Consider the following 26244-nt stretch of genomic DNA (forward strand, 5'->3'; position numbering starts at 1 on the left):
GTTGTCCTACCCTTAAATGAAAACTCTTTGATGGTGTTCATGCTGTTTGCGTTCATGTGTCTGGAGCCTCCCTTTAAAACTAAAAGGACCACAACAAAGGAAACTATTAAAAGCAAATAGTTCCAGTGTCGTGGTCCTCTCCTGATCTCAGACCGTTTGCATGCATTTAATTGGTGTATTCATTATACCATTATAACGGACAACTGACATTTATAAATATTATGTGATCGAAATTTTGTCTTAGTCCTGGTCCTGGTCTTCGTCCTTCTCCCAGTCCATCGTTCGTTTGACCGCTTTCTTCCATCCCTTGTACAGCTTTTCTCTGGTTGCTTCCTCCATATGGGGTTCAAATGTCGCATCCAACTGGGAGTTGTCCGCAAGATCCGACTGGTTCCAGAATCCGACCGCAATTCCCGCCAAATAGGCAGCTCCTAATGCGGTGGTTTCTGTAACCTTTGGACGCTCCACTTTCACACCCAGGATATCGGCCTGGAACTGCATCAGCAAATTGTTGGCTACCGCTCCACCGTCCACACGAAGCGCTTGCAGTTGGATCCCCGAATCACTTTCCATGGCTCCCAATACATCTTTTGTCTGATAAGCCAGAGACTCCAGCGTAGCCCTGATCAGTTGATCTTTGGACGTACCTCTTGTCAATCCAAAGATGGCACCCCGCGCATACATGTCCCAATAGGGAGCCCCCAGACCGGCAAAGGCGGGAACCACATACACACCACCGGAATCTTCCACTTTGCGGGCATAGTGTTCGGAATCGGCAGCCGAGTCGATCATTTTCAGACCGTCCCGCAACCACTGGATGGCTGCCCCCGCAATGAAAATGCTCCCTTCCAAAGCATATTCCACCTTGCCATCGATTCCCCACGCGATGGTGGTAAGCAACCCCGACTTGGAAGCAACCCTCTTTTCTCCGGTATTCATTAACATGAAGCACCCGGTTCCATACGTGTTCTTGGCCTGCCCAGGTTTAAAGCATGTTTGCCCGAACAATGCCGCCTGCTGGTCTCCCGCTACTCCGGCGATGGGAATTTGCGCTCCGCCAAAAGTATGTTCATCAGTGACTCCATAGAGTTCGCTTGATGGCTTGACTTCCGGCAGCATCGAAGCCGGGATCCCAAGTTCATCCAACAGTTTCTCGTCCCAATTGAGTTCCTTGATATTGTATAGCATCGTCCGGGAAGCATTCGAATAATCTGTCACGTGCACTTTGCCACGGGTCAGATTCCAAATCAACCAGGTATCCACCGTACCAAACAGCAGGTCGCCCCGCTCCGCCTTCTCCCTTGCACCTCCCACATTGTCCAGGATCCACTTGACTTTTGTTCCGGAAAAGTACGCGTCTACCACCAGGCCGGTGTTATCGCGGATATAAGATTCCAGGCCTCTGGTTTTCAAATCATCGCAAATTCCGGCCGTTCTGCGGTCTTGCCAAACGATGGCGTTATAAACCGGTTTACCTGTGTTTTTATCCCATACAACTGTGGTCTCACGCTGGTTTGTGATCCCGATGGCAGCCACCTCTTGCGGGCGGATGCCTGTGGTTTCCAAAACTTCTCTCGCAACGCCACTTTGCGTTCCCCAGATTTCCATAGGATCATGTTCGACCCAACCAGGCTGGGGATAAATCTGCGTAAATTCTTTTTGAGCAACCCCCACGATTTCCCTCGATTTGTTGAACAAAATTGCCCGTGAACTGGTTGTTCCTTGATCCAACGCGAGAACATATTTCTTTTCCATTTTTATATCCCCCTATTTACATTTTTATAATCTCTTGACCATTTCAATTCTAATCCTTAAGCACCAAAAAATGATGTAAAGAAGAGCGCTCCCAATACTCCTCCAATAATCGGTCCCACAACCGGGATCCAGGAGTATCCCCAATCAGATGATCCTTTCCCTGCTATGGGAAGTACAAAATGAGCAATCCTTGGTCCCAGATCGCGTGCCGGATTCAATGCATAACCTGTGGTGCCTCCCAGTGAAAGGCCAATACTGACGATCAGGAAACCTACAATTAAAGGATTAAGGCCATCAGCGAATTTATTGGCTCCGATGGCAAGTATTCCTACTATCAACACGAAAGTTCCAATAATTTCGCTCAACAGATTGGCTCCTGCACTGCGAATGGCCGGACCAGTGGAAAAGACCGCAAGTTTTAGGTCCTTCTCGGGAGTTTCCGCCCAGTGCGGCAAATAATGAATCCACACTAATACGGCTCCGATAAATGCTCCAATCATTTGGGCAAGTAGATAGGAAGGAACGTCACTCCAAGGGAATTTTCCGATTGCTGCAAGCGAGACAGTCACGGCCGGATTCAAATGCGCCCCGCTTATCCTTCCCACCGCATAAACTGCTACGGCAACCGCCAATCCCCATGCCAAGGTAATCACAATCCATCCGGAGTTTTGCGCTTTTGACTTGTTGAGCAAAACTCCCGCAACCACACCGTCACCCAAAACAATCAATAACATGGTACCAATAACTTCTGCCAAAAAAGGGGTCATTCTTATTCCTCCTCATCATGTAACCGTTTTCTCAATCCGGTCATCATCTACCACTCGGACATGATCACCCCCCTCTAATCAAAAACAGCCAATATTGCGAGAGAAAGAATAATTCTCTCGAATATTGGCTGTTCTCAGAATCTCACAGCATTATGGATAAACTTGTTGCTTAGAGTATACAACTGTTCTAAAAAATGTAAACCCTTTCACCCCAAAAAAACAATAAATTCTGTAAAGGGCGAAATTTCAACAAATTATGTCGGATACTCTACTTCCCGCAAATATACCGCGCCACATGCACACCTGCAGCGGAAGCCTGAGCCAGACCGCGGGTAATGCCTGCGCCGTCTCCTACCGTAAACAACCCTTGAATCTCCGTTTCGAACTTGTCGGTCAGTTTCGGACGGGCGCTGTAGAATTTCGCTTCCACACCGTAGAACAGCGTGTGTTCCGAGGCAATCCCCGGAGTCACTCTGTCCAGCGCCTCCATCATCTCAATCAGGGACTTCATCGTGTTGTAAGGCAGCACCAGGCCAAGGTCGCCCGGAACCGCCTCTTTCAGAGTGGGTTCGATAAACCCTTCGCGGATCCGCTTCTCTGTGGAACGGCGTCCTTTGAGAATGTCCCCATATTTCTGCACGATCACGGAGCCGTTGGACAGGTCGTTGGCCCGGCGGCTGATTTCTTTTGCATATTCGATCGGTTTGTCAAAGGGATCGGTAAAGGTGTGCGACACCAGCAACGCGAAGTTGGTATTGTTGCTGCCCAGCTTCGGGTCCTTATAGGAATGTCCGTTGGCCGTCATTACCCCTGAGTGGTTCTCAACAACCACGTGGCCGCTGGGGTTGGCACAGAATGTGCGCACACGGGTCCCAACAGAAGTGTTGTACACAAACTTCGCTTCGTACAGGTGTTCATTGATCTCCTGCATAATCACATCGGAGGTTTCCACCCGGACGCCGATGTCCACCTGGTTGTTGGTCATGGTGACCCCTCGCCGCTTCAGAATGGTTCCCAGCCACTCGGAGCCATCCCGGCCCGGCCCGATAATCACATGGTCCGCGAAGAGCTCGTCCCCATTTTTCAAACGAACCCCGGCAATCCGTAGGGACTTGACCCCTTTGCCGCCTGCCCCGGCTTCGGCTCCCGGTGCTTCTTCCACCAGAATGTCTTCAACAAACGTTTTAAACCGTGTTTCGATCTTATTTTCCAGAGTCCGGAAAATGTTTGCCAGGATTTTGAGGTTCTCCTCCGTACCCAAATGACGAACCCTTGCTTTCAGCAGCTTGAGCCCGGCTGCCGCCGCCTTCCGCTCAATGCCGGCTACGGCAGGGGTGGTTGGATCGGTGATGATTTCCGTTGCCCCGTGTTCCAGATTGATGCGGTCCACATATTCAATCAGTTCCAATACCTTGGACGGAGCCAGGTAATCCTGCATCCATCCGCCGAATTCAGTCGTCAGATTAAACTTTCCGTCGCTGTATGCCCCGGCACCGCCCCACCCTGCGGTGATGGAACATGCGGGCAGGCAGCCTGCATATTCTTTCATCCTGGTCGGCGGTGGGCACTTCACCAGTTTTTCCTCCAGAATCGGGCAATTCCGGTGGAATATGTCATGACCTTTATCGATCATCAATACTTTCAGGTTCGGATTCAACACAGTCAGTTCATAAGCGGCAAAGATTCCGCTGGGTCCTGCTCCGACGATGATAACGTCATATTTCACCAGCTACTCCCCCAATCTGCACCCTTTGAAAATTTGGCAGCCATCCATAGTCAGTTCCCGCCCATCGTTGGGCATGTCTCTATTGTTCGGTTTTAGGGGGGCAAAAATCCCTTGTTTACTCTAACAGGATTGCATTCTTATGTCAAACCCGAACATTTGCCGAATCATGAGGATTTTTGTATTCTCCATTCCTTGCCTGCGGGTGTCGCCCACGAGAACCGGAACCCGTTGCCTGTTGCCAAAAATAAAGAACATAGAAGCACGTCCCAAAGAACGTGCTTCTCCTTTGCACTTGCAAAATTCTAGTTTTCTTTAGACAGTCGGCCATTCTCCTATCTCTGGCCTTTCACGTAAGGTCTTCCGTCCGCCGCAGGCGCGACAGCCTTGCCAACCACTCCGGCCAAGGCCAGAATGGTTAGGACAAAGGGCAGCATATTCAGGAATTCGGCCGGAACATACTTTGTGAGTCCCAATACCTGACCGTTGGCTGCCAAAGCGTTGGCAAATCCAAAGAACAAAGCTGCCCACATGGCGCCGACCGGGTGCCACTTCCCGAAGATCATCGCCGCCAGAGCCATAAAGCCCTGGCCGGCAATCGTATTGTGCGAGAAATTGTTCGAGATCGCGGTTGACATGCCAGCACCGCCAATACCCGCAAATCCCCCAGCCAATAGTACCGCAATGTAGCGATAATAGTAAACGCTGATCCCGACTGAAGCCGCCGCGTGAGGATGTTCGCCAATTGCACGCAACCTTAAGCCAAATCCGGTGCGATACAGAAGATAGTATAGGAAAATGACCAATGCAACCGCGATGTAAGTAGTCGGATAGGACATTAATATTCCTTTGCCGATGATCGGAATGTCCGTCAGTCCCGGTATTTGGACCTTAGTAAACGTATTCTGAATGGTTTTGGTTTGTGCGGAGCCTTCAAACAGGATCTTGACCATGAAAATGGAAAATCCTGCAGCCAGGAAGTTAATGGCCACTCCGGACACCACTTGGTCAGCCCGAAAATGAATCGATGCTACCGCGTGCGGGACCGCGAACAACATTCCCAGCAAAAATGCCGCAATCAATCCGAACCAGGGCCCCAGCGCGCCCAATCCCATCTCATCTCCCAGGTAGAAGGCGGTGATGGCCGCTCCAAAGGCGCCCATAATCATAAAACCTTCCAGAGCTATGTTGACGACTCCGGCCCGTTCCGAGATGACTCCGCCGAGTGCCGCCAGGATCAAAGGGGTGGCAAATACCAAAGTGTTATTCAGCACCGTATCCAGGAACACTGTCCATGTCATTGTTGGCTCACCTGTCCTTTCCGGCGGCGGAACAATCCGATCAGCCATTTTACAAACATGTTGGCCGCAACAAAGAAGATGATCAATGCGATCACAACGCGGATGATCTCAAATGGAATGTCCTCAAGCCGCTGCATGCTGGTGGCGCCGAAAGAAAGCCCGCCAAACAACAGGGCAGACAGCAATATGCCAAACGGATGGTTATTGCCGATCAGAGCTACGGCGATTCCGTCAAAGCCGATCCCGCTAAAGCCGCTTTGAATGCTGTAATAACCGTAAACTCCCAACACTTCGCCAGAACCGGCTACGCCTGCCAAAGCGCCGGAAATTGCCATCGACCACACAATGTTTTGTTGCACATTCATCCCCGCATATTCGGAGGCAAACGGGTTAAAACCGACAGCCCGCAACTCATAGCCTTTCGTGGTTTTGAACAGCAACCAATATACCAGAACCGCAAAGACAATTGCCAAGAAGATTCCCCAGTGTATCCGCGCATTATCAAACACTTGCGACAGAATCGGCATTTCCAGAGAAGCGCTTGGTTGGATGGGAGGTGTATTCTCCTGGTGGCCGATAAAATAATTTCGGATCAGGTAGTTGGAGGTGTACATCGCGATATAGTTCAGCATAATGGTCGTAATAACCTCGTGAACCTGCAATCTGGCCTTCAGATATCCTGCGATGGATGCCCACAAGCCTGCCGCAACCATGGCTGCCAGAATTGCAACCAGCGCATGCAATACCGGAGGCAAATTCCATGCTGCTCCTACATAAGCGGCCGTCAGCGAACCGATGATGAACTGACCTTCCACGCCGATATTGAACAAGCCTGTTCGAAACGCAAAGGCAACCGCCATCCCGGTAAATACCAAAGGCGCCCACGCTCGCAGTGTTTCTCCGAAATTATAGGCATTGCCGAAGATTCCTTGGAAAAGAGCCGCATATCCGGCAATCGGATCGTACCCCATGGCGAGCATCATAACCGCACCCACCATCAGTCCCAATGCAATTGATAAAAGAGGAACCAATACGGATTCAAGTTTGTTTGTGTCGTCCATCTAGTCCGTTCCTCCTTTTTCTTTCTCCAAGGTACCGCCTGCCATCATCAGCCCCAGATCATGATCGGTGACTTCCTCGGGTTTCACGATGCCGACGATGCGCCCTTCGTATATCACGGCAATGCGGTCTGATAAACTCATGATTTCGTCCAGTTCCAAAGAGAACAATAGCACCGCCTTCCCCTTGTCCCTCTGTTCCACAAGTTTTTTGTGGATAAATTCAATGGCTCCCACATCAAGGCCCCTTGTCGGCTGCGCTGCTATCAACACATCGGGATCACGATCCACTTCCCTCGCAACGATCGCCTTCTGCTGATTTCCACCGGACAAAGACCGTGCAAGTGTAGTTTCGCTGGGAGTTCGAACGTCAAACAATCCGATGAGATTCCTTGCATGTTCGGCGATGGCCTGGGACTGCAGAATTCCCGATTTTGAATAAGGTTCCTTATAGTAGGTATTCAGTACCAGGTTGTCCGCTACCGAATAATCGAGAACCAACCCGCGCTTGTGCCGGTCTTCCGGGATATGTCCAACCCCCGATTCAGCGATCTTACGAGGAGTTTGATTTGTAATGTCTTTCCCGTTTATCTTTACTGTACCAGATGTCGCTTTCCGAAGACCCGTGAGAACTTCAATCAGTTCTGTTTGGCCGTTGCCATCAACACCCGCCACTCCAACAATTTCCCCTGCATGAACTTCCAGATTCACTTTGTTAAGCGCACGAACTCCGCGATTGCCCATTCCCTCGATATCTTTAATTTCCAATACCGGAGACCCCGGGTTTGCAGGTCTTTTCTCCACTTTGAATATAACTTCGCGGCCTACCATCATATTGGCCAATTGATCGGGATTCGTGTCCGCTTTCGTAACCGTTCCTATGTACCTTCCCCGGCGTATGACTGTTATACGGTCAGAAATGGCCATAATTTCCTTCAGTTTATGAGTGATGAAGATGATCGATTTTCCTTCGTTCACCAGATTGCGCATGATTTGCATGAGTTCGGCAATCTCTTGCGGGGTGAGAACAGCGGTCGGTTCGTCAAAAATCAGAATATCCGCGCCCCGGTAAAGCGTTTTCAGAATTTCCACACGCTGCTGCATCCCGACCGATATATCTTCAATCTTTGCTTTGGGATCGACATCCAAACCGTATTTTTCCGAAAGCTCCATTACCTTCTTCTCGGCTGTTTCCATGTCGAGAAAAGGCCCGCGTTTCACTTCGCTTCCCAGAACAATATTTTCCGTGACGGTAAAGGGCTGAACAAGCATGAAGTGCTGGTGAACCATACCGATTCCCAAACGGTTCGCCATGTTAGGATCTGTGACTTTAACCTCTTGGCCCTTGATGCGAATGATCCCTTCATCCGGCTGATAGAGGCCAAACAATATGTTCATCAATGTAGATTTTCCTGCCCCGTTCTCACCAAGTAACGCGTGAATTTCTCCTTGTTCCACAACCAAATTCACCTTGTCGTTGGCCACGATACCGGGGAACCGCTTTGTGATTCCCAACATTTCCACTACTGCCGCCACACCATTCCCCCCCATGGCTATGATCTTTTCGGGTCCCCGCCAAGTGCTTGCCACCTGGTGGGGTATTTGCCTTGCTTCACGTCACTTTGGCGGGATTATGTAAAAAGGCGAGAGTAGTACTCGCCTTTTTCTGGAGATTTGCGTTATTTTTTTACGGTGGTCAGGAACTTTTCAAACTCTTCCTTGGTTTTTGGCGCAGTGAGTTTTCCATCCATGAATTGCTTCTTAAAGTCTTCAGCCTTCGCAATGGTATCTTGTGATACCGCGCTGTGAGGCTTTGCATATCCAATGGCGTTGTCTTTCAGTCCCAGTTGGATATTCTTGCCGCCGTTCCATTTGCCCTCAGCCAGGTCTTTGGAAACGGTATAGACAGCGGTATCTACCCGTTTGATCATGGAGGTCAAAGTGTTGTCGGGAGCCAGATATGCTTGATCCCGGTCCACACCGATCGCCCAGAATCCTTTGCCTCTTTCTTTTGCTTCCTGGAATACGCCGTCACCGGTTCCGCCGGAAGCATGGTAAATAATGTCTGCGCCGTTCTGATACATGGAGCTTGCAAGAGTTTTTCCTTTCGCGGCGTTTGCGAAGTCTTCTGCGTAAGCAACAGTAACTTCCGCCTTCGGATTCACCGCAGCCACACCTGCACGGAAACCGTACTCAAACTTTTGGATCAGCGGGCTTTTCACACCGCCGACAAAACCGATTTTATTGGATTTCGTAGTAAGACCCGCAATTACACCTACGAGGAAAGAACCTTCTTCTTCTTTAAAGGTAACGGCGGTTACATTGGAAGGAATCTTTCCTTCTCCGCCCAGGTTATCGTCAACGATGGCCAATTTGGCGTTCGGATTGTCGGCAGCAACCTTCTTGATGTCTTCAGCCAGTTTGAATCCGATACCCCAGGTCAAATCCCACTTGTCTTTGACAAAACCATTCAGGTTCGGCAAATATTCGGATTCTTTCTTGGACTCCTGGTATTTTACCGTTACACCGGTATCCTTTTGGAGTTTTTGGAATCCTTCCCAAGCGGATTGGTTGAAGGAGTTGTCATTAACGCCGCCGGTGTCAGTTACCATTGCCACTTTGATTTTCGGCTTTTGGTCACCGCCTGCGCCGCCGCCGGGGGCCGGAGCCGGTTGATTCTTTGCCGCACCGCCGCAGCCTGCCAGCAGCAAGGATGCGGACAATGTACCGGCAAGAAACACTTTTGCCATTGTTGTGGTTTTCATTATTTGTCTCCACCTTCACTTCATAATTGGACCCATCCGTCAAATGATCCGACAATATATTACATGGTTGCCGAAATTTTTTCCAGTGTTAAATTTACTATTCCACACGATTGCCTACTTTTATCCAAGGGCGGTCGTCCGACCATTCCACCTGGACGTCGATGCCAAATGCATCCCTGAGGTTGGCGCTTGTCAGCGTCCGGTGTTTCTCCCCTGCGGCAATCACCTCTCCGTCCCTTAGCACCAACGCATGGGTAAAGACAGGTTGGATCTCTTCGATATGGTGTGTGACATAAAGCATGGTCGGGGCCTGTTCCAGTCTTCCCGTTTGTTCCAGGTCGGTCAGAACTTCCTCCCGGGCCTTGATGTCCAAACCAAAGCAGGGTTCATCCAGAATCAGCAGTTTTGGCTCCGCCATTAACGCTCGCGCAAGCAGCACTTTCTGCTTTTCACCCTGAGAGAGGGTGCCGAACCTTTCGTCCTTCAAACGGGCCATGCCAAACCGTTCCAACAGATTCCCAGCCTTGTCCCGATCCACTTCACTTGTCTGATCCCATAGACCTATGGAAGCAAACTTTCCACTGATCACCACCTCAAGAGCGGTATCGGAGGGATACATTTCATCCCTCAACGCAGAGCTGACCCAGCCGATCTTCTTGCGTACTTCCCGAATTTCACACCGTCCGTACGTGTGTCCCAGAACGCGGATGCTGCCCCGGCTCGGCCATTCATACCCGGTAATCATCTTCAGCAACGACGTTTTGCCAGAGCCGTTCAAGCCGATGATCGCCCAGTGTTCGCCTGCTTGAAGCGTCCAATCCACTTGTTTGAGAATCGGTTTGTCATTTCTGGTCCACGATACACCCTCGATTTCAATAACCTTCATTTAGGATTGATTCCCCTTGAGCATTTCGTAGACTTGGGCCACGTCTTTGTCGCCGCGTCCCGACAGATTGACGATGATCGACTGATCCTTGGACAGGGTCGGTGCCAGTTTCATGGCGTACGCGATCGCATGGGAGCTTTCCAGTGCGGGAATAATTCCCTCCACTTTGGATAGATGAAGGAAAGCGTTCAAAGCTTCGTCATCAGTTACTGCCACATAAGCGGCCCGGCCGATTTCTTTGTAATAGGAATGTTCGGGTCCGACACCCGGGTAGTCCAGCCCTGCGGCGATCGAGTGACAGTTCTCCGCTTCGTCCATCACATGGCATTTGAAACCGTGAATGATACCCGGTTTCCCCACATTCAAGGGAGCCGCATGAATCCCCGTTTCCAGCCCCTTGCCCGCCGGTTCGACGCCGATAATCCTGACGGAAGCGTCATCGACAAACGGATAGAAAAGGCCGATGGCGTTGGAACCGCCGCCTACACATGCCATGACCACATCGGGCAGGCGTCCTTCTTTTTCAAGGATCTGCTGTTTTGCCTCCCGCCCGATCACCGATTGGAAATGGCGCACCATCAGCGGGTACGGGTGCGGTCCTACTGCAGAACCCAGCAAATAAAAGGTATCCTCATGGTTCTGCGCAAAATCCATCAGCGCTTCATCGACCGCTTCCTTCAAGGTACGGTTGCCCGATTTGGCTGCCACCACCTTGGCGCCAAGCATCTCCATGCGGAACACATTCAACGCCTGACGCCGGGTGTCCACTTCTCCCATATAAATCGTACAGGGAATGCCAAACAGAGCGCAGACTGTAGCGGTTGCCACGCCGTGCTGACCCGCTCCGGTCTCGGCGATGATTCGCTTGGCACCCATCCGTTTGGCCAGCAGCACCTGTCCGATGGTGTTGTTGATCTTGTGGGCCCCTGTGTGATTCAAGTCTTCCCGTTTCAAGTAGATCTTGGCTCCCCCAAGCTCACTGGTAAGCCGCTCCGCCAAATACAAGGGATTGGGGCGACCTACATATTCTCTGAGATAATACTGGAATTCCTGCTCGAAATCCGGATCGTCCTTGTACCGGTAAAAAGCGGCTTCTACCTGATCGAGCGCCTTCTGCAGCGGCTCCGGCACATAACTGCCGCCAAAAGTCACTTCTCCTTCCCCGAAGACTCCCTTGTTGGATACTTTTACAATACTCACCTTGTTCTCTCCTTATCTGTGACTTGACTCATAAAGATTCTACTTTATCCTTCGAGATTCATTCCGGAAAATCCTTTCCGGCAGGCAACCGCCGGATGCCTGGGATTTGTGTTTATAAATTGTATACCTGCGTGTACTTGTCTTCCAAGTACCTTACCAGGTACCCCGAATTGATCGCTTCCCCTGTAACACTTTCCAAAATCTCCTTTGGTTCCAGCAGTTTGCCATGTTTGTGAATGTTGTCTGTCAGCCACTTCTTAACGACCCCGAATTCGCCGCTTCTAACCGCCTCCCTGTAATCAGGGACGTCCCGCAGCAATGCAGCTTCGAACTGAGCTGCGTAGATATTGCCCAGCGAATAGGAAGGAAAATACCCGAAGGCGCCGAAAGACCAGTGGACATCTTGCAGAACGCCGTCCGCATCATTCGGCGGCACGACCCCCAGATAATCTTTCATCTTCTCCTCCCATGCTCCCGGCAATTCCGCCACTGTCAAATCTCCGCCAATCAGAGCCTTCTCCAGCTCATAACGAAGCATGATATGAAGATTGTATGTCAATTCGTCCGCTTCCACCCGGATCAAGGAAGGCTGCACCTGGTTGATCGCCCGGAAGAACTGTTCCAACGACACTCCTTGGAATTGCCGGGGGAAGAACTTGAGCAGATCGTCAAAGAAACAGGACCAAAACTCATGGCTGCGGCCGATGATGTTCTCCAGGAACCGGGATTGGGATTCGTGAATTCCCATCGAGGTTCCATCTGACAACAAGGTGCCGATCAGTTCGGCGGAAATGTTCTGTTCATAAATTGCATGTCCCGCTTCATGGATGGTGCTGAAGATTGCCGTTCGGAAGTCATTCTCGTCGTAGCGGGTGGTGATCCTCACATCCCCCGGATTCAGGCCTGTTGCAAAGGGATGGGCGCTTTCATCCAACCGTCCCGCGTCAAAGTCATAGCCGATTCGTTGCAGAACCAAATGGCTGAAACGACGTTGCTCCTCTTTCCGGAAGTGCTGTTCGAGAAAAGAGGGGTTTGTGGCTTGGCCTCTCTCTTGAATCTCCTTCAGCAAGTCGACAGTCTTGAGGCGCAGGCCGTCAAACAGGGAGTCCAAGGTTTCCACGGTCATCCCGGGTTCATAATGGTCGAGCAGTGTGTTGTATTTGTGCCCTTTGTACCCCCAGATCTCAAGAAACCGGTTGGTGTATTCGAGGATCTTCTCAAGATAGGGACGAAACGAGGCAAAATCGTTATTCTTCCGAGCATCCTCCCAGGCCGATTCCGATTTGTTCGTCAACACCACGTACTCCTGATATAGTTCCGGCGGGATGGCGTGACTTTTCTCATATTCCTTCTTGCATTCCCGCACGATTCCTTTGGTAATGGGGTCGAGCTTCCCATATGTATCAGGTTCTGCCAACACATCCAGAAAGGCCTTCATTTCCGGAGAGATACTCATCTTGAACAGGTCTCCGGACAGGGTGCCGATGACTTCCGACCTTTGCCCCAGCCCTTTTTTGGGGGCACCCGTTCGCATATCCCAACTCATGACCCCGATGGTCTCTGTATAATCTTTCATCCGCCGGGTGTATGCCCGAAACTCTTTGACCACCTGGCCGATTCTTTCACTCATTCCAATCCCTCCGAAAATGGATGTCCTGTTTTTGATGATACCAAAAAACCGCATTAATATTGAATTGACTTGGCATGTCCCTTCCGGTAGTCCTCCATGTATTGGATCGCTTCCCGTGCAAGGGCATCCGCTTCCTCCGCATTCTTGGGTGCGGGACTCGTGTGGCTCATCGCGGACGTCACCAATTCGATGAAATCCTCCTCCGGATATCTTTCTCCCATCGCATTTCTCATGTCGAGTGCAATCCGGCGAATCCCTTGTTCCAAAGTTTCCAACCCCGCATCCCCCTTTATCCGCACGGGTTCACTAAAGAAAGGAAATATCAATCGGTTAGGATTTCGGTTATAATGTCATTATATCCTTTTATTTGACAGGATTTTTTATGAGGAGGTGCCTGCGAATGGAGGATCGAACCCCCATGGGTTCTGGACATCGTGTACGCATATTGCAGAAAGCGGAGCAGCTGGTTCATATGATCCGGTCAACCGATACATTCGCCCGTTTTCAGCAAGCCGAAGATAAATTGAATCGCCACCCGGATGCGCAAGCGCTTGTGTTTGTGGCCAAAGCCAAACGCAATAAGTATTCCAAAACGTCGCTTCGCTATGGGTATGATCACCCGGCTTCAGTCCAGGCCAAGCGCGAATATGACGAAGTTTTGCGGCAAATTTCCGAGATTCCCCTGGTGGAAGAATACAAAGTTTATCAGGAGGAATTGAACGATCTGCTGCAGGGCATTACCCGCACCATTATCAATACATTGTCACCGGACGTCAAGGCTGAAATCTTTGAGGAATCCTCCGGAGGCGGTTGCGGCGGAGGCTGCGGAGGCGGCTGCAAGAGCCATTAAGAATGCATCTTGAGAAAAGCGAGGGGAAAAAGGTGGTCAAGAAACTCTTTACAATCTTCACGTTTATTGCGATTATTGCTGTCGGATACTGGCAGAAAGATCTCTTTCTGGGATTGATCCGGGCCGGCGGTTCCTTATCGATAGCCGTAAGCATTGTGTTTGTTGCCATAACCGCCTTTTTCCCCGTTGTTCCTTTTGTCATTGTCGCAGGTGTTGTGGGCGGTGTGTTTGGTGCCATGATGGGCACTGCCATTACCCTGGCGGGTGCCATCTTCGGCGCCATGGTTATGTTCCTGATGTCCCGCTTCGGATTCAGGGATTGGGCACAAGTGCAGCTGGCCAAATATCCAAAAGTGAAGGAATACGAATCCATCTTTGAAAAAAACGCCTTTGCCAGTATTTTGTTCGTCCGGTTGGTACCGGTGGTTCCATCCCAGGCGGTCAATATTCTGTCCGGTGTCAGTCTGGTTTCCTGGTTTACCTTCCTGCTGGCGACGACTTTGGGAAAACTCCCGGCCAACCTGGTGTTTAACCTGGCAGGCAGCACCCTGTCGGAAAACAAAATGATGTCGTTCCTCATCTTTGGAACCTATTTTCTTGTCATAACCGTGGCCGCTTTCCTTTACATGCGCAAGCGGCAGCTTCAGCAAGAATTGCAGCAGGAGGAGTCGTAGAAGAGCCATCCAGCCCCCAACGCAAAAATAGCGGCACTCTCAGTGCCGCTATCTCGTTTGTACCAGATTGCACACTCGGGCAATCGCCGAGCTTATTCCTTTGTGGTCATCGAGGAAGAATACCAGAAAATCAGTCCCAGGAGTCCCGTGAAAGCAAACAGCCCCAAGGCAAACATGATCATTCCCATTCGATATCCCTCCCGTTATTTCACAATTTCCTTGATCCGTGTACCGCACCATTCTGCGAACTCGGAGATGGAAACTACATCAGTTACAATCATCACAGTAATTCCGACAACAACAGCGTACATCCATACAGCCATTGCACCCGGCACCAGCCGACGCAAGACCTTTCCGTTCTTGGAGTCCCCATACCAACCGACGGCAGCGATCAATGCCAAACTGGTCAAGGTAATCAGAATCTCGAAACCGGTGATTGTGGCATTGATTGTCGCGATGGCAGCCCCCTGCTTAACGTACTTTACCAAAAGCTGAATCTGCATGACCAGGTAGGCGGAGTACAGTACGGCCCCAATCCCCATGGTTCCGACAAATTTTTTGTATTCGCTGTTTCGGAACAGAATTCCGGCAACCAACAATACAATACCGGTAAGAATCAGTACAGCCGTGCTGAGATAGTGCAGGTTGGTTACGTCACCGGGCAAATTGACGCCGAACTTGTCGGGGCGCCAGCCGCGAAGATAGACATTTGCCGCAACGAATGTTGCCAGGAAGAAGGTATAAGAAACCAGCGCGAGCCAGGCGGCAAGCTGACCGTTGTCCTTTGCACCCGGACCCGGCTCCGGCATATGGATTTGATGATGTTGCATGGCCAATGAAAGTCACTCCTTTCAATCAATCGAAGATCTTCAGTTCGCGCTCACGATCATCATGACAAACAACGTAATCAAATAGAACAGAGAGTATACAAAGCTCTTCTTTGCCCACTTCATGTCATCCTTGGCATAAAACGCCTCAACGGAGATATATAGGTATCCGATTCCCAAAACTACGGCAGCAATCAAATAACTGAAGCCAACGGTACCCAAGCCGTACAGAATGAAGGTAACCGGCACCATGGCCGCCACATAACGCAAAGATTGACGCTTGGTCGCTTCAAAACCACGAACCACCGGCAACAATGGAATGTTGGCGGCACGGTAATCTTCTACCCGGCGTATGGCCAATGCCAGGGTGTGAGGCGGCTGCCACAACAACATGAAGGCAAAGACAGCCCATGCGCTGGCATCCAACGTATTGGAAGCGGCCGCATATCCCATAATCGGCGGGATAGCGCCTGAAATGCCCCCAATTACGGTACTGAGCGTGGAGGTCCGTTTCAGCCACAGGGTATAAACAACCACGTACACGAAGAGTCCGGCCAATCCCAGGACTGCTGTCAATACATTAACAAAAAGCAGCATTGAAGTGCCCAGAATCGCCAACACAAACCCAAAAATCAATACTTTTCGGGGTGTCAACGCACCTGTGGCGGACGGACGCTTGCGTGTCCGCTCCATCTGCTGGTCCAGATCCCGGTCAATATAGTTGTTCAGGCTGGTACCCGCCATAATGACAAGAGCGGTTCCAACCATCGCCACAATCATCGTCCAGATGTCCAAGGACGGGATCATTCCGGCTTTGATGGCCGTTTTCGTGCCCAACCAATACCCCGCAAAAACGGCAATCATGTTGCCGACCGTAATCCCCAATTTTGTTACCGTTACATAATCACGCCAAGTTCCCGTCCGGTTTAGTTCGGAAAAGGGCCCCGGCTCCATGGCACGGTTTGTCGAAGCTGCATATGACAGTTGTTGTTCCATCCGATATACCCCCTATCCGTTAGTTACAACCGTCCGGCTTAGCGGAATTCTACCATTATCTTGCAAGTCTGCTGCTGAAGGCGCTTTGGCAAACTTGATCCGGCAAGCGATTTCCGTGCTGATCCAGAGCATCATGGCTGCTACAGCCATATGGACTGTTGTTGTCAGCAATTCAAGCTTCGTGATCAGCGAGAAAAATCCAAGAAATCCTTGCAGTCCCAACAGAATCAGCAATGTCAGGGTTTGCCGGCAATACACCTTGCATCTCCTGGCGTAAACCAACAACCAGAACAGCGACAGCACAACCAGAAACGCCGAAAACATGTGAACGTACATAACCAGTTCAGCTGTCTTAAAGGTAGTGATCAGTTCGTTGGCAAGCGGTGTTTCCGGATGAACATAAGTGTGGGAAGCACTGCTGTGCTTGAAAAATCCCCCGATCACCGACTCCAGGTATACAGCGGCAGATGTGAACAGCGCAGGTTTGTACATTGCTTGTACCGGCGGCTGCTGCACCTTGCTCCGCTGCATGGAACCTGCACGAACGGACCCATCCTTGCTTCTTGCCTTGGCTGTCAGAATCACAAGAACTGCAAGCAGTAACAGGGCAAAACTCATATCGATCGCCGTCAGGCCGGAGGGCAGTTTATGCAGAACGTTAACGCCGCCCATCACTCCGACCAGAACCAACAGGACAACCGACATAACGGAAAGAATCCTCACCAGACGATCTGTTCGATTTTGTTTCCATAATACAACAGCATTGACCAGAATCAAGATGCCAGTTAACGAAGAAAATGTCCGATGTGTGAACTCCACCAGAATGATACCCTCCAACGGAGGGACAATTCTGCCGTTTCAAAGCGGCCAGTCCGAACAGGCAAGCCCCGCGTCGAATCCAACCACCAGAACCCCGAGAATGATCAGGACATACGTTGAAACAGTTGTGAGCAAAGGCAGACGGCTTAACATTCTTCCTACCCTCCTTAAACGGGTCCATCTAAAATTCGACTTAGCGGCTCGCCGCTTAGCTGCATCCTGGAAGCTTCGAAGCATATGCCGAGTGTTATGATGGGGACCCAAAATTTTTTGTGCACCGAAAAATCTTTATACTCTTACGGCGTCGTCATCAGAGAAACGCTTGTGGTCTTTCCCGGAAACCCCGAAGTTGTACGGATAAGCCGTAACAACAGGAATTTCATGGAAGTTGTGCTCCGGCGGTGGCGAGGAAACGGTCCACTCGAGAGTTTGCGCTCCCCACGGATTCGCTTCAGCCTTGGCACCCTTCCAAAGGGAAACAAGAATGTTGTAGAACACCAGAATCGTTGCAAATCCAATGATAAAAGAACCTGCAGTTGCCAGCTTGTTCCACAGGAACATCTCCGGAGTATGGATATAGTCGTATACCCGCCGTTGCATTCCCAGATATCCGGCCAGGAACATCGGGAAGAACGTCAGGTTTGTGCCGAAGAAGTAAATCCAGAAAGTCCAGATGCCCAGTTTCTCATTGTACATGCGCCCTGTTGCTTTCGGATACCAGTAGAACAAACCTGCGATGATCGCCATCATGGTTCCGCCGAACACTACATAGTGGAAGTGACCCACAACAAAATAGGTGTCGTGCAGGTGAATGTCAATCGGAACTGCTGCCAGGAACAGACCGGACAGACCGCCGATGGCAAACAGGAAGATAAAACCAAAAGCAGAGAATAGTAACGGTGTTGTAAACTGTATGGAGCCCTTCCACAGAGTGGACAGCCAGTTAAAGATTTTAATCGCCGTGGGCACCGCAATGATCAACGAGGTAACCATGAACGGAATCCCCGCTTCTACCTGCATGCCCGCAACGAACATGTGGTGCGCCCATACAAGGAAGCCAAGCAAACCGATGGTTACCGAAGAGTAAGCGATTGCATGGTAACCAAAAATCGGTTTCCGGGAGAATACCGGAATGATCTCGGACACGATCCCCATTGCCGGGATTACCATTACGTAAACCGCCGGGTGAGAGTAGAACCAGAACAGATGCTGATAAAGCATCGGGTCACCGCCTGCAGCCACGCTGTAGAAGACGGTTCCCAGATGACGGTCAAACAGCAGGGTGGTCACTGCGCCTGCCAAAGCCGGCACACCGAACAACTGAATGAAAGAAGTTACCAACATCGCCCATACAAACAGAGGCATTCTGTTCAGGGTCATGCCCGGTGCCCGCATGTTGAAAATTGTTACGATGGTGTTGATTGCACCAAGAATGGAGGAAAGACCGAGAATATGGACCCCGGTTACCCAGAGATCAAGTCCTATCCCCTTGGATTCAATACTGTAGGGCGGATAAGCTGTCCAACCCACATCCGGCATGGCCCCCAACAAAGGGCTGATCATCAAGCCTATACCGCCCAGGAGATACAGCCAGTAGCTCAAGGCATTCATCCGCGGGAAGGCCATATCTTGAGCCCCCACCATAATGGGCACCAGATAGTTGGCAAAAGCACCCGCAAGCATAGGAATCACGAACAGGAAGATCATGATCGTCCCATGCATCGTAAAGAATTGGTTAAAAGAATCAGGTTTCAGCACCTCGGCCCCAGGCATTGCCAACTGGGTACGGATGGCCAAAGCGGCAAGACCGCCAAAGATCAGAAAGAATAAACCGGTAACTGCGTACATAATACCGATTTTTTTATGGTCAACCGTCAGCACCCAATCACGCCAGAACGATTTGGGGCGCACGGTTCCCGCAACTGCAGCAGTAGCCATGAACCTGCTCACTCCTCTCAGAATTGATTGATTACTTCAGAGTCTTGATATATTCGGTGATCGACTTGAGTTGCTTCTCGTCAAACTTGGCAACAGGCGGCATCGGAGAATATCCTTCCGGAACTTTCGCTCCCGGATTCGTAATCGATTCCTTGATATATTCGTCGTCCACTTTCACCATCTGACCGTTCGTCAGCTTCTTCTCGGACCCGTACAACCCCTTCCAGGACGGACCGGCAGACTTGGAACCGTCGATGGAGTGACAGGACAGGCAACTCTGCATGGCAAGCTTTTCCCCTGCTTGCGGTCCCTCTTCCGAAGCCTTCTTTGCATCAGCCAGGAACTTGTTGAACTCGTCTTCCTTGCCAACCGTCATGGTTGCAAGCATCTTGGTGTGGGCGGTTCCGCAGTATTCCGCACAGATAACCGGATACTCTTTGCCGCCCTGCAGTTTGCCAAGCGGTATGACCGTCTCCCTTCCGGGAACAGCATCCTGCTTGAGGCGGGCATCCGGAATCCAGAGACTGTGAATCACGTCAACGGAAGTCACCTTCAGTACAACGTCCTTTCCTTCCGGAACCATAAACTTGTTGATGGTAGAAGCGCCATTGGGATACTTGAACTCCCAGGACCATTTCCGACCGATGACCTCAATCTCATAAGCGTCAGCAGCCGAAGCTTTCTGAATGTCATAGGTCATTTGAGTACTGTAGATCCCAAGACCAACTAGAATCAGTGCAGGAACCAATGTCCAAATGATTTCAAGCTTGGTGTTGCCGTGTACGGCAAGACCCTCCTGGTTTTGCTTCGTGCGCTTGTACTTGATCAGGAAGAAAATAAGCAAGAATTCTACCAGAATGAAAGCAACCAGGGATATGCCAAAAATAAGCACAAAAAGCGAGTCCACCTGTTTTCCGATAATATTAATGGACTCTGGCAGCCAATTCGTAGGCACGTTTTTCCCTCCTATATCAGATTTGAATTTTTTTCAACAATTTTGTTGCCGAAATGGGACTGGCTCCGGAACCTTTCTCCTCCTCTCGCACCCCTATCGAGTTTTGTTTGTGACGATTATACGTCTGAATCCCCTGAAATAGGACGGCATCCTGCAAGCTACATCCTATTTTACGATAATGGAAGTAGTTTTTCATCATAATTTGTTGAATTCTTATCCGGCAGTTTTTTCAAAACGTCACTTTTTTGACACATTTTAGCCAATAATCGCTCATTTTTAGAAGAATTATCCAATTATATCTGTTATTATTTCGTAAAAACCCTGATCCCCTTCACGATGTTGTGAAAATAATGCAAGTTTAGGTTAGAATACATAGGGAAACCATTTTTGGAACGGAGCACCTATATGAGTCGAATTGAATTGATCGCCACTGCTCCCATGGGGTTGGAATCGGTTGTGGCCAGGGAACTGAAACAGCTGGGGTATGAAGATTTAACGGTGGAAAACGGAAAAGTAACGTTTGCAGCAGACGAAGCGGCCATCGCCCGTTGCAATCTCTGGCTCCGTTCCGCCGACCGGGTCGTGTTGAAGATTGGGGAGTTTCGTGCCACAACTTTCGAGGAATTGTTCGAACAAACCAAATCATTGCCTTGGGCCGATTGGCTGCCGGAAGATGCCGTGTTCCCGGTTGAAGGAAGATCGGTTAAATCAAAGTTGGCGAGCGTTCCCGCCTGTCAGTCAATCGTAAAAAAAGCCGTCGTTGAACGGTTGAAACAATCCTACTGCGTTGAACGATTTGAGGAAACCGGTCCTTTATTCGCAATTGAAGTTGCGCTGCGCAATGATATTGCCACTCTGACAATCGATACCAGCGGAGCCGGCTTGCACAAACGGGGATATAGAACCCTCCCGGTGGAAGCTCCCATCAAGGAAACACTGGCTGCAGGCATCATTCTCCTCAGCAGATGGAACCCCGACCGCATCTTGGCGGATCCTTGCTGCGGTTCAGGTACCATTCCGATTGAAGCTGCGCTTATCGGACGAAATATTGCTCCCGGGTTGAACCGGGAATTTTCATCGGAATCCTGGCCTACCCTGTCGGAAGGTATCTGGCGGCAAGCAAGAATCGAGGCCCGGGAGCTTGCAAAATGGGATCTGCCTCTTAAAATCTACGGGTCCGACATCAACAAAAGCGTGATTCCGACAGCCCGTTTCCACGCCAAGGAAGCTGGCTTCGGCGATGTCATCGAGTTTCGAGCCGCGCCTGCCGAAGAGTTCCAGATGGACGAATTGTATGGCTGTATGATCACCAATCCCCCCTACGGAGAACGGCTCGGCGAACGGCAGGAAGTGGAAGACCTCTACAGCGATCTCGGATATGTGGCCAGTCTCCACGATACCTGGTCGTTCTTTGTTCTGACGTCCCACAAGGGTTTTGAAAAGCTTTTTGAAAAAGAAGCGGATAAGCGCCGCAAGCTCTACAATGGCCGGATTGAGTGCCATCTGTATCAATACTTAGGGCCCTTGCCCCCGCGCAAGAAAGAAGCATCTGATACAGGAGACTCCGAAGCATGAGTAAACGGACTCACCGCCTGCCGGATCACCCTTGCCATCGTCTCCAGGTTTGGATAGTTTCCATCGTTATATTGAGATACCACACGCTCCAAATCGTACGGCACCCGTTCAATCGTTACCGAATAACGGTCTTCGGCGGCCTCCACCAAAGCATAGGATGCCTTGGGCATACCGTCAAAGGGCAACCCCACGCTGCCAATGTTCACAAGACACTTCCCGTTAAGATAACGCACGTAGGGAAGGTGGATGTGAGCATAAACATACAACGAAGAATTTTCTTGCTTCATCAGCTTGTCCTGCAGCAGATTGGCCGGTTGATCCGGCATCACCACTTCAAACAAACTTTCCGGAGTTGCATGAAACGCATGAACCCTCACGGCATCCGTAAGGTTGAATGTCAGTTCCGCAGGCAGTTCCTTCAGATAATCCAGATCCGACTGATCCAGACGTTGAACTGCCCATTCCCTTTCCCGGTTCATCATCTCCAGCATAGGGGCGGGGACTTCCCCTTCCCTTACGCCGCGGACAGTCCATTCATCCGCATTGCCTTTGATTACTTCCGTGTTCAAATTTTTGACCATCTCGACCGACCGTTTGGGTTCCGGCCCACGATAGGCGATATCGCCGAGGACAACGATTCTGTCAACATTCTTGCTTTGAATATCGGCAAGCACTGCCTCCAGGGCCACCGCATTGCCGTGAATATCCGAAAGAAACGCTACTCTCACCAGACACCCTCCTGTCCGAATCCATAACGTCCGGAAACTTTATTCAAAACAACGCCGCCAAGTCCCGAACATCCCGCAAAATGTGGTCGGCTCCGTGGGCTTCAAACATCCCCCGTGCACGCTCTCTTTCATGGCCTGTCAGAGTTGCGGCAAAGGAAGCGCCAAGAGCACGGGCCGCCAGCAGATCCGCCAGCGAATCCCCTACGATCAGCACATCGGGACGGTTCAAAGGAAGAACCTCTTTCAGGATCTCTGCATGCGATGGCTCTGCCCCGCGCAAAGCCCGCAGATAAGAGAAAGGATGCGGCTTGGCCAGTGGCGCAATCGATGTTTCCGCCTCTGCTTCCAGTACGGTGGAAGCGGTGGCAATGCGTTCCTCCGGAATATATTTCAACACTCCCAGCGCTCCCAAAGGTATCAACGTTTCTTTCCGGGGCCGTCCTGTTCCAATTCCAAGCACCAGCCCAAGGTCCGTCAGCCTGGCGAGCAGTGCTTGCAGTTCTTCACCCGGTACAATAGGCTCTTCTCTGTCCAGATAACCGGGTTTTGCGTGTCCGTCTCCAAGATAGAATTCCTGAAAAATCTGTCTTGTCTCTTCCCAAAGCTGGCTGGTGCGTCCGAAGGATCCGGTTTCCACTCCCGCCCATTCGAGGGCAAACCGGTTCAAATACTGCAAAAATTGATGCTTCTCCAGATGCTCGGGAAAATCTTTCGTAAAGTCGGCGAACGCCGGTTTCACCCCAACCCTTTGACGGATCTCCGGAAAATCTGCCAGCGTGATCCCCCGGGTCAACAAGTCCTGCACCCAACTCTTGTCTTCCGCACGGGCCAAATTTTTCAAAAGGGAATGGGAAACCATCAAATACACCATGTCCCAGTTGCTGTTCACCCCACGCCCTTTCAGGAAATCAAGCACTTCGTCCCTTGGCCCCAGCACCTGCCGGCGAATCTCCGCCAGCCGTTCACGATCCGGATTCGGTTCCGTGGCGGCAGTGCCCAAGAAACGTTCTGTAACGATCAGTTCATGAATGGTTTGCGAAGTGGCGTTAAAATATGTATCTTCTCCCAGCATAACACCGTCCACATCAAACAATACCGTCGTGTACCTCACTGTCTTTCCTCCACTCCAATTGTCTTTCTTTCCATCATACATTGTTTCCCCGCTTTAGAAAAATTCTTTTTTCAATCATTTTTTGCATGGGGCTTGCATATAATACTAACGTATTGTAATATACTATTATAAAGTAAGTATTAATCATTCATTTTTGAAAAGGAGAGGATTCGTAATGAATGCAGGTTTACTGGTGATTCGGTTGGTAGTGGGACTATTGTTTGCAGGCCATGGCGCGCAGAAGCTGTTTGGCTGGTTTGGCGGCTATGGAATCAAAGGGACAGCCGGTTGGATGGAGTCGATCGGTATTAAACCGGGGGTACCGATGGTTATTTTGGCGGGGCTGGCCGAACTTGTCGGAGGCCTGTTGTTTGCAGCCGGGCTCTTTCTTCCCGTGGCGGCCGTCCTGCTGATTGGCGCCATGTTGGTCGCCATTCTTAAGGTGCATGGCAGCAACGGTCTTTGGGCAACAAACAATGGATACGAGTACAACCTCGTTCTGATCGCGGTTGTACTGGGTGTTACACTGATTGGCGCCGGAGAGTTCTCTTTCTAATTTTGTTTGGTTTGCCCGTACCATTTGGTACGGGTTTTTTTGTTGCACTCCATAAACAAAAAAAAGAAACCGGAGAGTTATCCGGTTCGTCACATAGTAAGAGGAGAAGAAACAAAAATGGTTTCTGATAACAGTTTACCACACAAGTTTACATAACTCAACTTCTGATTTAAAAGCCCGATTTAAAAGCATTTCAAGATTTAATGATCGACCGGGAAATCTTCATACTTTTTTAAGATCCCCCCTGTTGCTCCCGCCTATATTTTCCATAATAATGGGGAGAGGAGAATGATTCCATCCCGACGAATCAAATTGTTGCACAATACCAACACTACTAAGGGTGAACAAACATGCGAGTACCTGTTGGAGTATCAGGCCGTCACATTCATTTGACACAAGAACATGCAGACATCCTGTTTGGCAAGGGCCATTCCTTTGAAAAATTAAAACCCCTGCGTCAACCGGGGCAATTTGCATATAAAGAAACGGTTACAGTTACAGGACCAAAAGGGAGCATTCCGAACATCCGGGTACTGGGTCCGCTTCGTTCCTACTCCCAACTGGAAATTTCCAAGACCGATTCTTTTGTATTGGGCATTGACCCGCCGGTTCGGGACTCCGGAGACATTGAGGGCACTCCCGGCATTGTGGTAACGGGTCCGAAAGGCAGTATCAACCTCGACAAGGGCGTGATCCTTCCCTACCGTCATTTGCATCTGCATCCCTCTGATGCCGACGAATTGGGCGTCAAAGACAAAGATCTGGTCGCTGTTCGAACTAGCGGAGAGCGCCAGGTGATTCTGGAAAATGTGCTTTGTCGTGTGCATCCCAATTACCGACTGGAGTTCCATATTGACACCGATGAGGCCAATGCTTCCGGATTGCGTACCGGAGATATTGTCAAAGTCATCTCGGTGGACGAAACTCATGAACTGGGCACCTTTAAGCAGCAGAAGGTGCTGGTCCTTAACTGCGGAAGCAGTTCGGTCAAGTACAAACTGTTTGACATGCCTTCGGAAAAAATCAGAATGCAGGGAAATCTGACACGTACCAAAGACCAGCCCCTAAAAGATACCTTGGACCCGATTTTTGCACAAGTGGGAAATCAAATCGATATTATCGCCCACCGGATCGTCCACGGCGCTGACCTGTTCCCGCATTCTGTCAAAATCACGGATGAAGTGATCCGCCAGGTCGAAAGCATCGGCCATCTGGCTCCCTTGCACAATCCGGTCAATCTGGAGGGTGTACAGGCAGCATTGGAACAGTATCCGGAAATACCGCAAATTGCAGTATTTGATACCAGCTTTCACCAGACAATGCCGCCAACCTCGTATCTGTACGCCATTCCATATGAATATTACGAGAAACACAAAATCCGGAAGTACGGCTTCCACGGCATGAGCCACAGGTATGTGATGGAACGGGCGGAACAGATCCTTGAGATCCCCGCAGAGAAACTGCGGTTAATCAGTTGCCACATCGGAAATGGCGTCAGTATCACCGCTATCCGCAATGGAGAGTCTTATGACACTTCCATGGGCATGACCCCGCTGGCCGGTCTGACCATGGGCACCCGAAGCGGCAATATCGACCCGGGCATCATCCCCTACATGCAGCAACTTGAAGGTCTGGAAACAACAGAAGAAGTTATCGATATCCTCAACACCAAGAGCGGCTTGCTGGGAATTTCCGGAATCAGCAACGATGTGCGGGTCCTGCTGAAAAAAGCGAAAGAAGGAGACAGGCGTGCCCAGTTGGCACTTGATCTGTATGTGGTGAAATTGCACAAATATATCGGACTTTATCTGGCTCGGCTGAACGGGGCCGACGCCTTGATCTTTACAGCTGGAATCGGCGAGAACAGTCCTGAAATCCGGGAGAAAATCTGCCTGGGACTTGAATACGCAGGTGTCTACCTCGACCCGAAAGCAAACTGGGAAAGTGAAGGAGAACGCATGATCTCGAGCAAATTTTCCCCTGTGAAAGTGCTTGTCATCCCGACAAACGAAGAAATCATCATGGCTCGTGACGCCTACTGGATCACCGTGGCCGGATCCACACCGGCATCTGCTGCACAATAACTTCACAAAAGCCCTAAGGAAAGAACTCCCGGTTCGTCCCTTAGGG

At 50.4% G+C, this 26244-nt stretch carries 23 protein-coding genes and 1 pseudogene; 6 read left to right on the forward strand and 18 right to left on the reverse strand.

Annotated features, from left to right (window positions below):
- Positions 1 to 240: 240 nt before the first annotated feature.
- The 11 genes from glpK to EFBL_RS00445 form a co-directional block, all read right to left on the reverse strand.
- Positions 241 to 1755, reverse strand: a complete 1515-nt coding sequence (gene glpK, locus EFBL_RS00395; RefSeq protein WP_096180142.1) for a glycerol kinase GlpK — start codon at positions 1753 to 1755, stop codon at positions 241 to 243.
- A 56-nt stretch (positions 1756 to 1811) separates the two neighbouring features.
- A complete protein-coding gene (locus EFBL_RS00400) occupies positions 1812 to 2522 on the reverse strand; it encodes an MIP/aquaporin family protein (protein WP_096180143.1) in 711 nt (236 codons plus the stop codon).
- 268 nt (positions 2523 to 2790) lie between these two features.
- Complete coding sequence (locus EFBL_RS00405) at positions 2791 to 4251, reverse strand: NAD(P)/FAD-dependent oxidoreductase (protein ID WP_096180145.1); 1461 nt, start codon at positions 4249 to 4251, stop codon at positions 2791 to 2793.
- A gap of 329 nt (positions 4252 to 4580) precedes the next feature.
- Positions 4581 to 5546 carry an ABC transporter permease gene (locus EFBL_RS00410; RefSeq protein WP_096180146.1) on the reverse strand — a complete coding sequence of 322 codons (966 nt, stop codon included), beginning with the start codon at positions 5544 to 5546 and terminating at the stop codon, positions 4581 to 4583.
- On the reverse strand, positions 5543 to 6607 hold the full coding sequence (locus EFBL_RS00415) for an ABC transporter permease (protein ID WP_096180147.1): 1065 nt from the start codon (positions 6605 to 6607) through the stop codon (positions 5543 to 5545). The genes EFBL_RS00410 and EFBL_RS00415 overlap by 4 nt, the downstream gene beginning before the upstream one ends.
- Positions 6608 to 8155 (reverse strand): ABC transporter ATP-binding protein, encoded by a 1548-nt coding sequence (locus tag EFBL_RS00420; protein ID WP_424955039.1) that lies wholly within the window; start codon positions 8153 to 8155, stop codon positions 6608 to 6610.
- 128 nt (positions 8156 to 8283) lie between these two features.
- Complete coding sequence (locus EFBL_RS00425) at positions 8284 to 9369, reverse strand: BMP family lipoprotein (protein ID WP_096180150.1); 1086 nt, start codon at positions 9367 to 9369, stop codon at positions 8284 to 8286.
- A 97-nt stretch (positions 9370 to 9466) separates the two neighbouring features.
- Positions 9467 to 10255 (reverse strand): ABC transporter ATP-binding protein, encoded by a 789-nt coding sequence (locus EFBL_RS00430; RefSeq protein WP_096180151.1) that lies wholly within the window; start codon positions 10253 to 10255, stop codon positions 9467 to 9469.
- On the reverse strand, positions 10256 to 11455 hold the full coding sequence (trpB, locus tag EFBL_RS00435; protein ID WP_096180153.1) for a tryptophan synthase subunit beta: 1200 nt from the start codon (positions 11453 to 11455) through the stop codon (positions 10256 to 10258).
- A gap of 112 nt (positions 11456 to 11567) precedes the next feature.
- Positions 11568 to 13085, reverse strand: coding sequence for a carboxypeptidase M32 (locus tag EFBL_RS00440; RefSeq protein WP_096180154.1), 1518 nt, complete (start codon positions 13083 to 13085; stop codon positions 11568 to 11570).
- Between the two features lie 53 nt (positions 13086 to 13138).
- Positions 13139 to 13360 (reverse strand): hypothetical protein, encoded by a 222-nt coding sequence (locus EFBL_RS00445; RefSeq protein WP_096180155.1) that lies wholly within the window; start codon positions 13358 to 13360, stop codon positions 13139 to 13141.
- Between the two features lie 125 nt (positions 13361 to 13485).
- Between EFBL_RS00445 and EFBL_RS00450 the strand changes: the two genes are divergently transcribed.
- Positions 13486 to 13935 carry a YlbF/YmcA family competence regulator gene (locus EFBL_RS00450; protein WP_165912561.1) on the forward strand — a complete coding sequence of 150 codons (450 nt, stop codon included), beginning with the start codon at positions 13486 to 13488 and terminating at the stop codon, positions 13933 to 13935.
- A 2-nt stretch (positions 13936 to 13937) separates the two neighbouring features.
- Complete coding sequence (locus EFBL_RS00455) at positions 13938 to 14609, forward strand: TVP38/TMEM64 family protein (protein ID WP_096180157.1); 672 nt, start codon at positions 13938 to 13940, stop codon at positions 14607 to 14609.
- Between the two features lie 203 nt (positions 14610 to 14812).
- Here the strand turns inward: EFBL_RS00455 and EFBL_RS00460 are convergent, their stop codons facing one another.
- From EFBL_RS00460 to coxB, 5 genes are all read right to left on the reverse strand, one after another.
- Positions 14813 to 15445, reverse strand: a complete 633-nt coding sequence (locus tag EFBL_RS00460; protein ID WP_096180159.1) for a hypothetical protein — start codon at positions 15443 to 15445, stop codon at positions 14813 to 14815.
- A gap of 33 nt (positions 15446 to 15478) precedes the next feature.
- Positions 15479 to 16432 (reverse strand): heme o synthase, encoded by a 954-nt coding sequence (cyoE, locus tag EFBL_RS00465; RefSeq protein ID WP_096180160.1) that lies wholly within the window; start codon positions 16430 to 16432, stop codon positions 15479 to 15481.
- A 12-nt stretch (positions 16433 to 16444) separates the two neighbouring features.
- On the reverse strand, positions 16445 to 17251 hold the full coding sequence (locus EFBL_RS00470) for a COX15/CtaA family protein (protein WP_165912562.1): 807 nt from the start codon (positions 17249 to 17251) through the stop codon (positions 16445 to 16447).
- Positions 17252 to 17539: 288 nt separating this feature from the next.
- The gene (gene ctaD, locus EFBL_RS00475) at positions 17540 to 19189 is read right to left on the reverse strand and encodes a cytochrome c oxidase subunit I (protein WP_096180163.1); all 1650 of its coding nucleotides are present in this window, start codon (positions 19187 to 19189) and stop codon (positions 17540 to 17542) included.
- Between the two features lie 31 nt (positions 19190 to 19220).
- Positions 19221 to 20144 (reverse strand): cytochrome c oxidase subunit II, encoded by a 924-nt coding sequence (gene coxB / locus EFBL_RS00480; protein ID WP_096180164.1) that lies wholly within the window; start codon positions 20142 to 20144, stop codon positions 19221 to 19223.
- Positions 20145 to 20549: 405 nt separating this feature from the next.
- Between coxB and EFBL_RS00485 the strand changes: the two genes are divergently transcribed.
- Positions 20550 to 21719 carry a THUMP domain-containing class I SAM-dependent RNA methyltransferase gene (locus EFBL_RS00485; protein WP_096180166.1) on the forward strand — a complete coding sequence of 390 codons (1170 nt, stop codon included), beginning with the start codon at positions 20550 to 20552 and terminating at the stop codon, positions 21717 to 21719.
- Here the strand turns inward: EFBL_RS00485 and EFBL_RS00490 are convergent.
- Positions 21653 to 22447, reverse strand: a complete 795-nt coding sequence (locus EFBL_RS00490; RefSeq protein ID WP_096180167.1) for a metallophosphoesterase family protein — start codon at positions 22445 to 22447, stop codon at positions 21653 to 21655. The two genes, EFBL_RS00485 and EFBL_RS00490, sit on opposite strands and share 67 nt — an antisense overlap.
- A 43-nt stretch (positions 22448 to 22490) precedes the next feature.
- Entirely contained in the window at positions 22491 to 23558 is a 1068-nt protein-coding gene (locus tag EFBL_RS00495) for an HAD family hydrolase (RefSeq protein WP_165912563.1), read from the reverse strand.
- 175 nt (positions 23559 to 23733) lie between these two features.
- On the opposite strand from EFBL_RS00495, the gene EFBL_RS00500 reads away from it, so the two are divergent.
- The 3 genes and pseudogenes from EFBL_RS00500 to EFBL_RS21040 all read left to right on the forward strand — a co-directional run bounded on the left by EFBL_RS00500 (position 23734) and on the right by EFBL_RS21040 (position 26198).
- A complete protein-coding gene (locus EFBL_RS00500) occupies positions 23734 to 24114 on the forward strand; it encodes a DoxX family protein (RefSeq protein WP_096180169.1) in 381 nt (126 codons plus the stop codon).
- Between the two features lie 350 nt (positions 24115 to 24464).
- Positions 24465 to 25013, forward strand: a pseudogene (gene pduL, locus EFBL_RS21035) (phosphate propanoyltransferase); the annotation flags it as partial.
- A gap of 108 nt (positions 25014 to 25121) precedes the next feature.
- Positions 25122 to 26198 carry an acetate/propionate family kinase gene (locus EFBL_RS21040; protein WP_231705627.1) on the forward strand — a complete coding sequence of 359 codons (1077 nt, stop codon included), beginning with the start codon at positions 25122 to 25124 and terminating at the stop codon, positions 26196 to 26198.
- Positions 26199 to 26244 lie beyond the last annotated feature (46 nt).

This window comes from Effusibacillus lacus, from assembly GCF_002335525.1.
Taxonomy (GTDB): domain Bacteria; phylum Bacillota; class Bacilli; order Tumebacillales; family Effusibacillaceae; genus Effusibacillus; species Effusibacillus lacus.

Coding starts and splice junctions, on each gene's coding strand:
- EFBL_RS00420 (WP_424955039.1), bottom strand. CDS start 8,155: ATGGGGGGGAATGGTGTGGCGGCAGTAGTGGAAATGTTGGGAATCACA.
- EFBL_RS00425 (WP_096180150.1), bottom strand. CDS start 9,369: ATGAAAACCACAACAATGGCAAAAGTGTTTCTTGCCGGTACATTGTCC.
- EFBL_RS00410 (WP_096180146.1), bottom strand. CDS start 5,546: ATGACATGGACAGTGTTCCTGGATACGGTGCTGAATAACACTTTGGTA.
- EFBL_RS00450 (WP_165912561.1), top strand. CDS start 13,486: ATGGAGGATCGAACCCCCATGGGTTCTGGACATCGTGTACGCATATTG.
- EFBL_RS00415 (WP_096180147.1), bottom strand. CDS start 6,607: ATGGACGACACAAACAAACTTGAATCCGTATTGGTTCCTCTTTTATCA.
- EFBL_RS00485 (WP_096180166.1), top strand. CDS start 20,550: ATGAGTCGAATTGAATTGATCGCCACTGCTCCCATGGGGTTGGAATCG.
- EFBL_RS00455 (WP_096180157.1), top strand. CDS start 13,938: ATGCATCTTGAGAAAAGCGAGGGGAAAAAGGTGGTCAAGAAACTCTTT.
- EFBL_RS00500 (WP_096180169.1), top strand. CDS start 23,734: ATGAATGCAGGTTTACTGGTGATTCGGTTGGTAGTGGGACTATTGTTT.
- EFBL_RS21040 (WP_231705627.1), top strand. CDS start 25,122: ATGCCTTCGGAAAAAATCAGAATGCAGGGAAATCTGACACGTACCAAA.
- glpK (WP_096180142.1), bottom strand. CDS start 1,755: ATGGAAAAGAAATATGTTCTCGCGTTGGATCAAGGAACAACCAGTTCA.
- EFBL_RS00430 (WP_096180151.1), bottom strand. CDS start 10,255: ATGAAGGTTATTGAAATCGAGGGTGTATCGTGGACCAGAAATGACAAA.
- cyoE (WP_096180160.1), bottom strand. CDS start 16,432: ATGGAACAACAACTGTCATATGCAGCTTCGACAAACCGTGCCATGGAG.
- EFBL_RS00400 (WP_096180143.1), bottom strand. CDS start 2,522: ATGACCCCTTTTTTGGCAGAAGTTATTGGTACCATGTTATTGATTGTT.
- EFBL_RS00440 (WP_096180154.1), bottom strand. CDS start 13,085: ATGAGTGAAAGAATCGGCCAGGTGGTCAAAGAGTTTCGGGCATACACC.
- ctaD (WP_096180163.1), bottom strand. CDS start 19,189: ATGGCTACTGCTGCAGTTGCGGGAACCGTGCGCCCCAAATCGTTCTGG.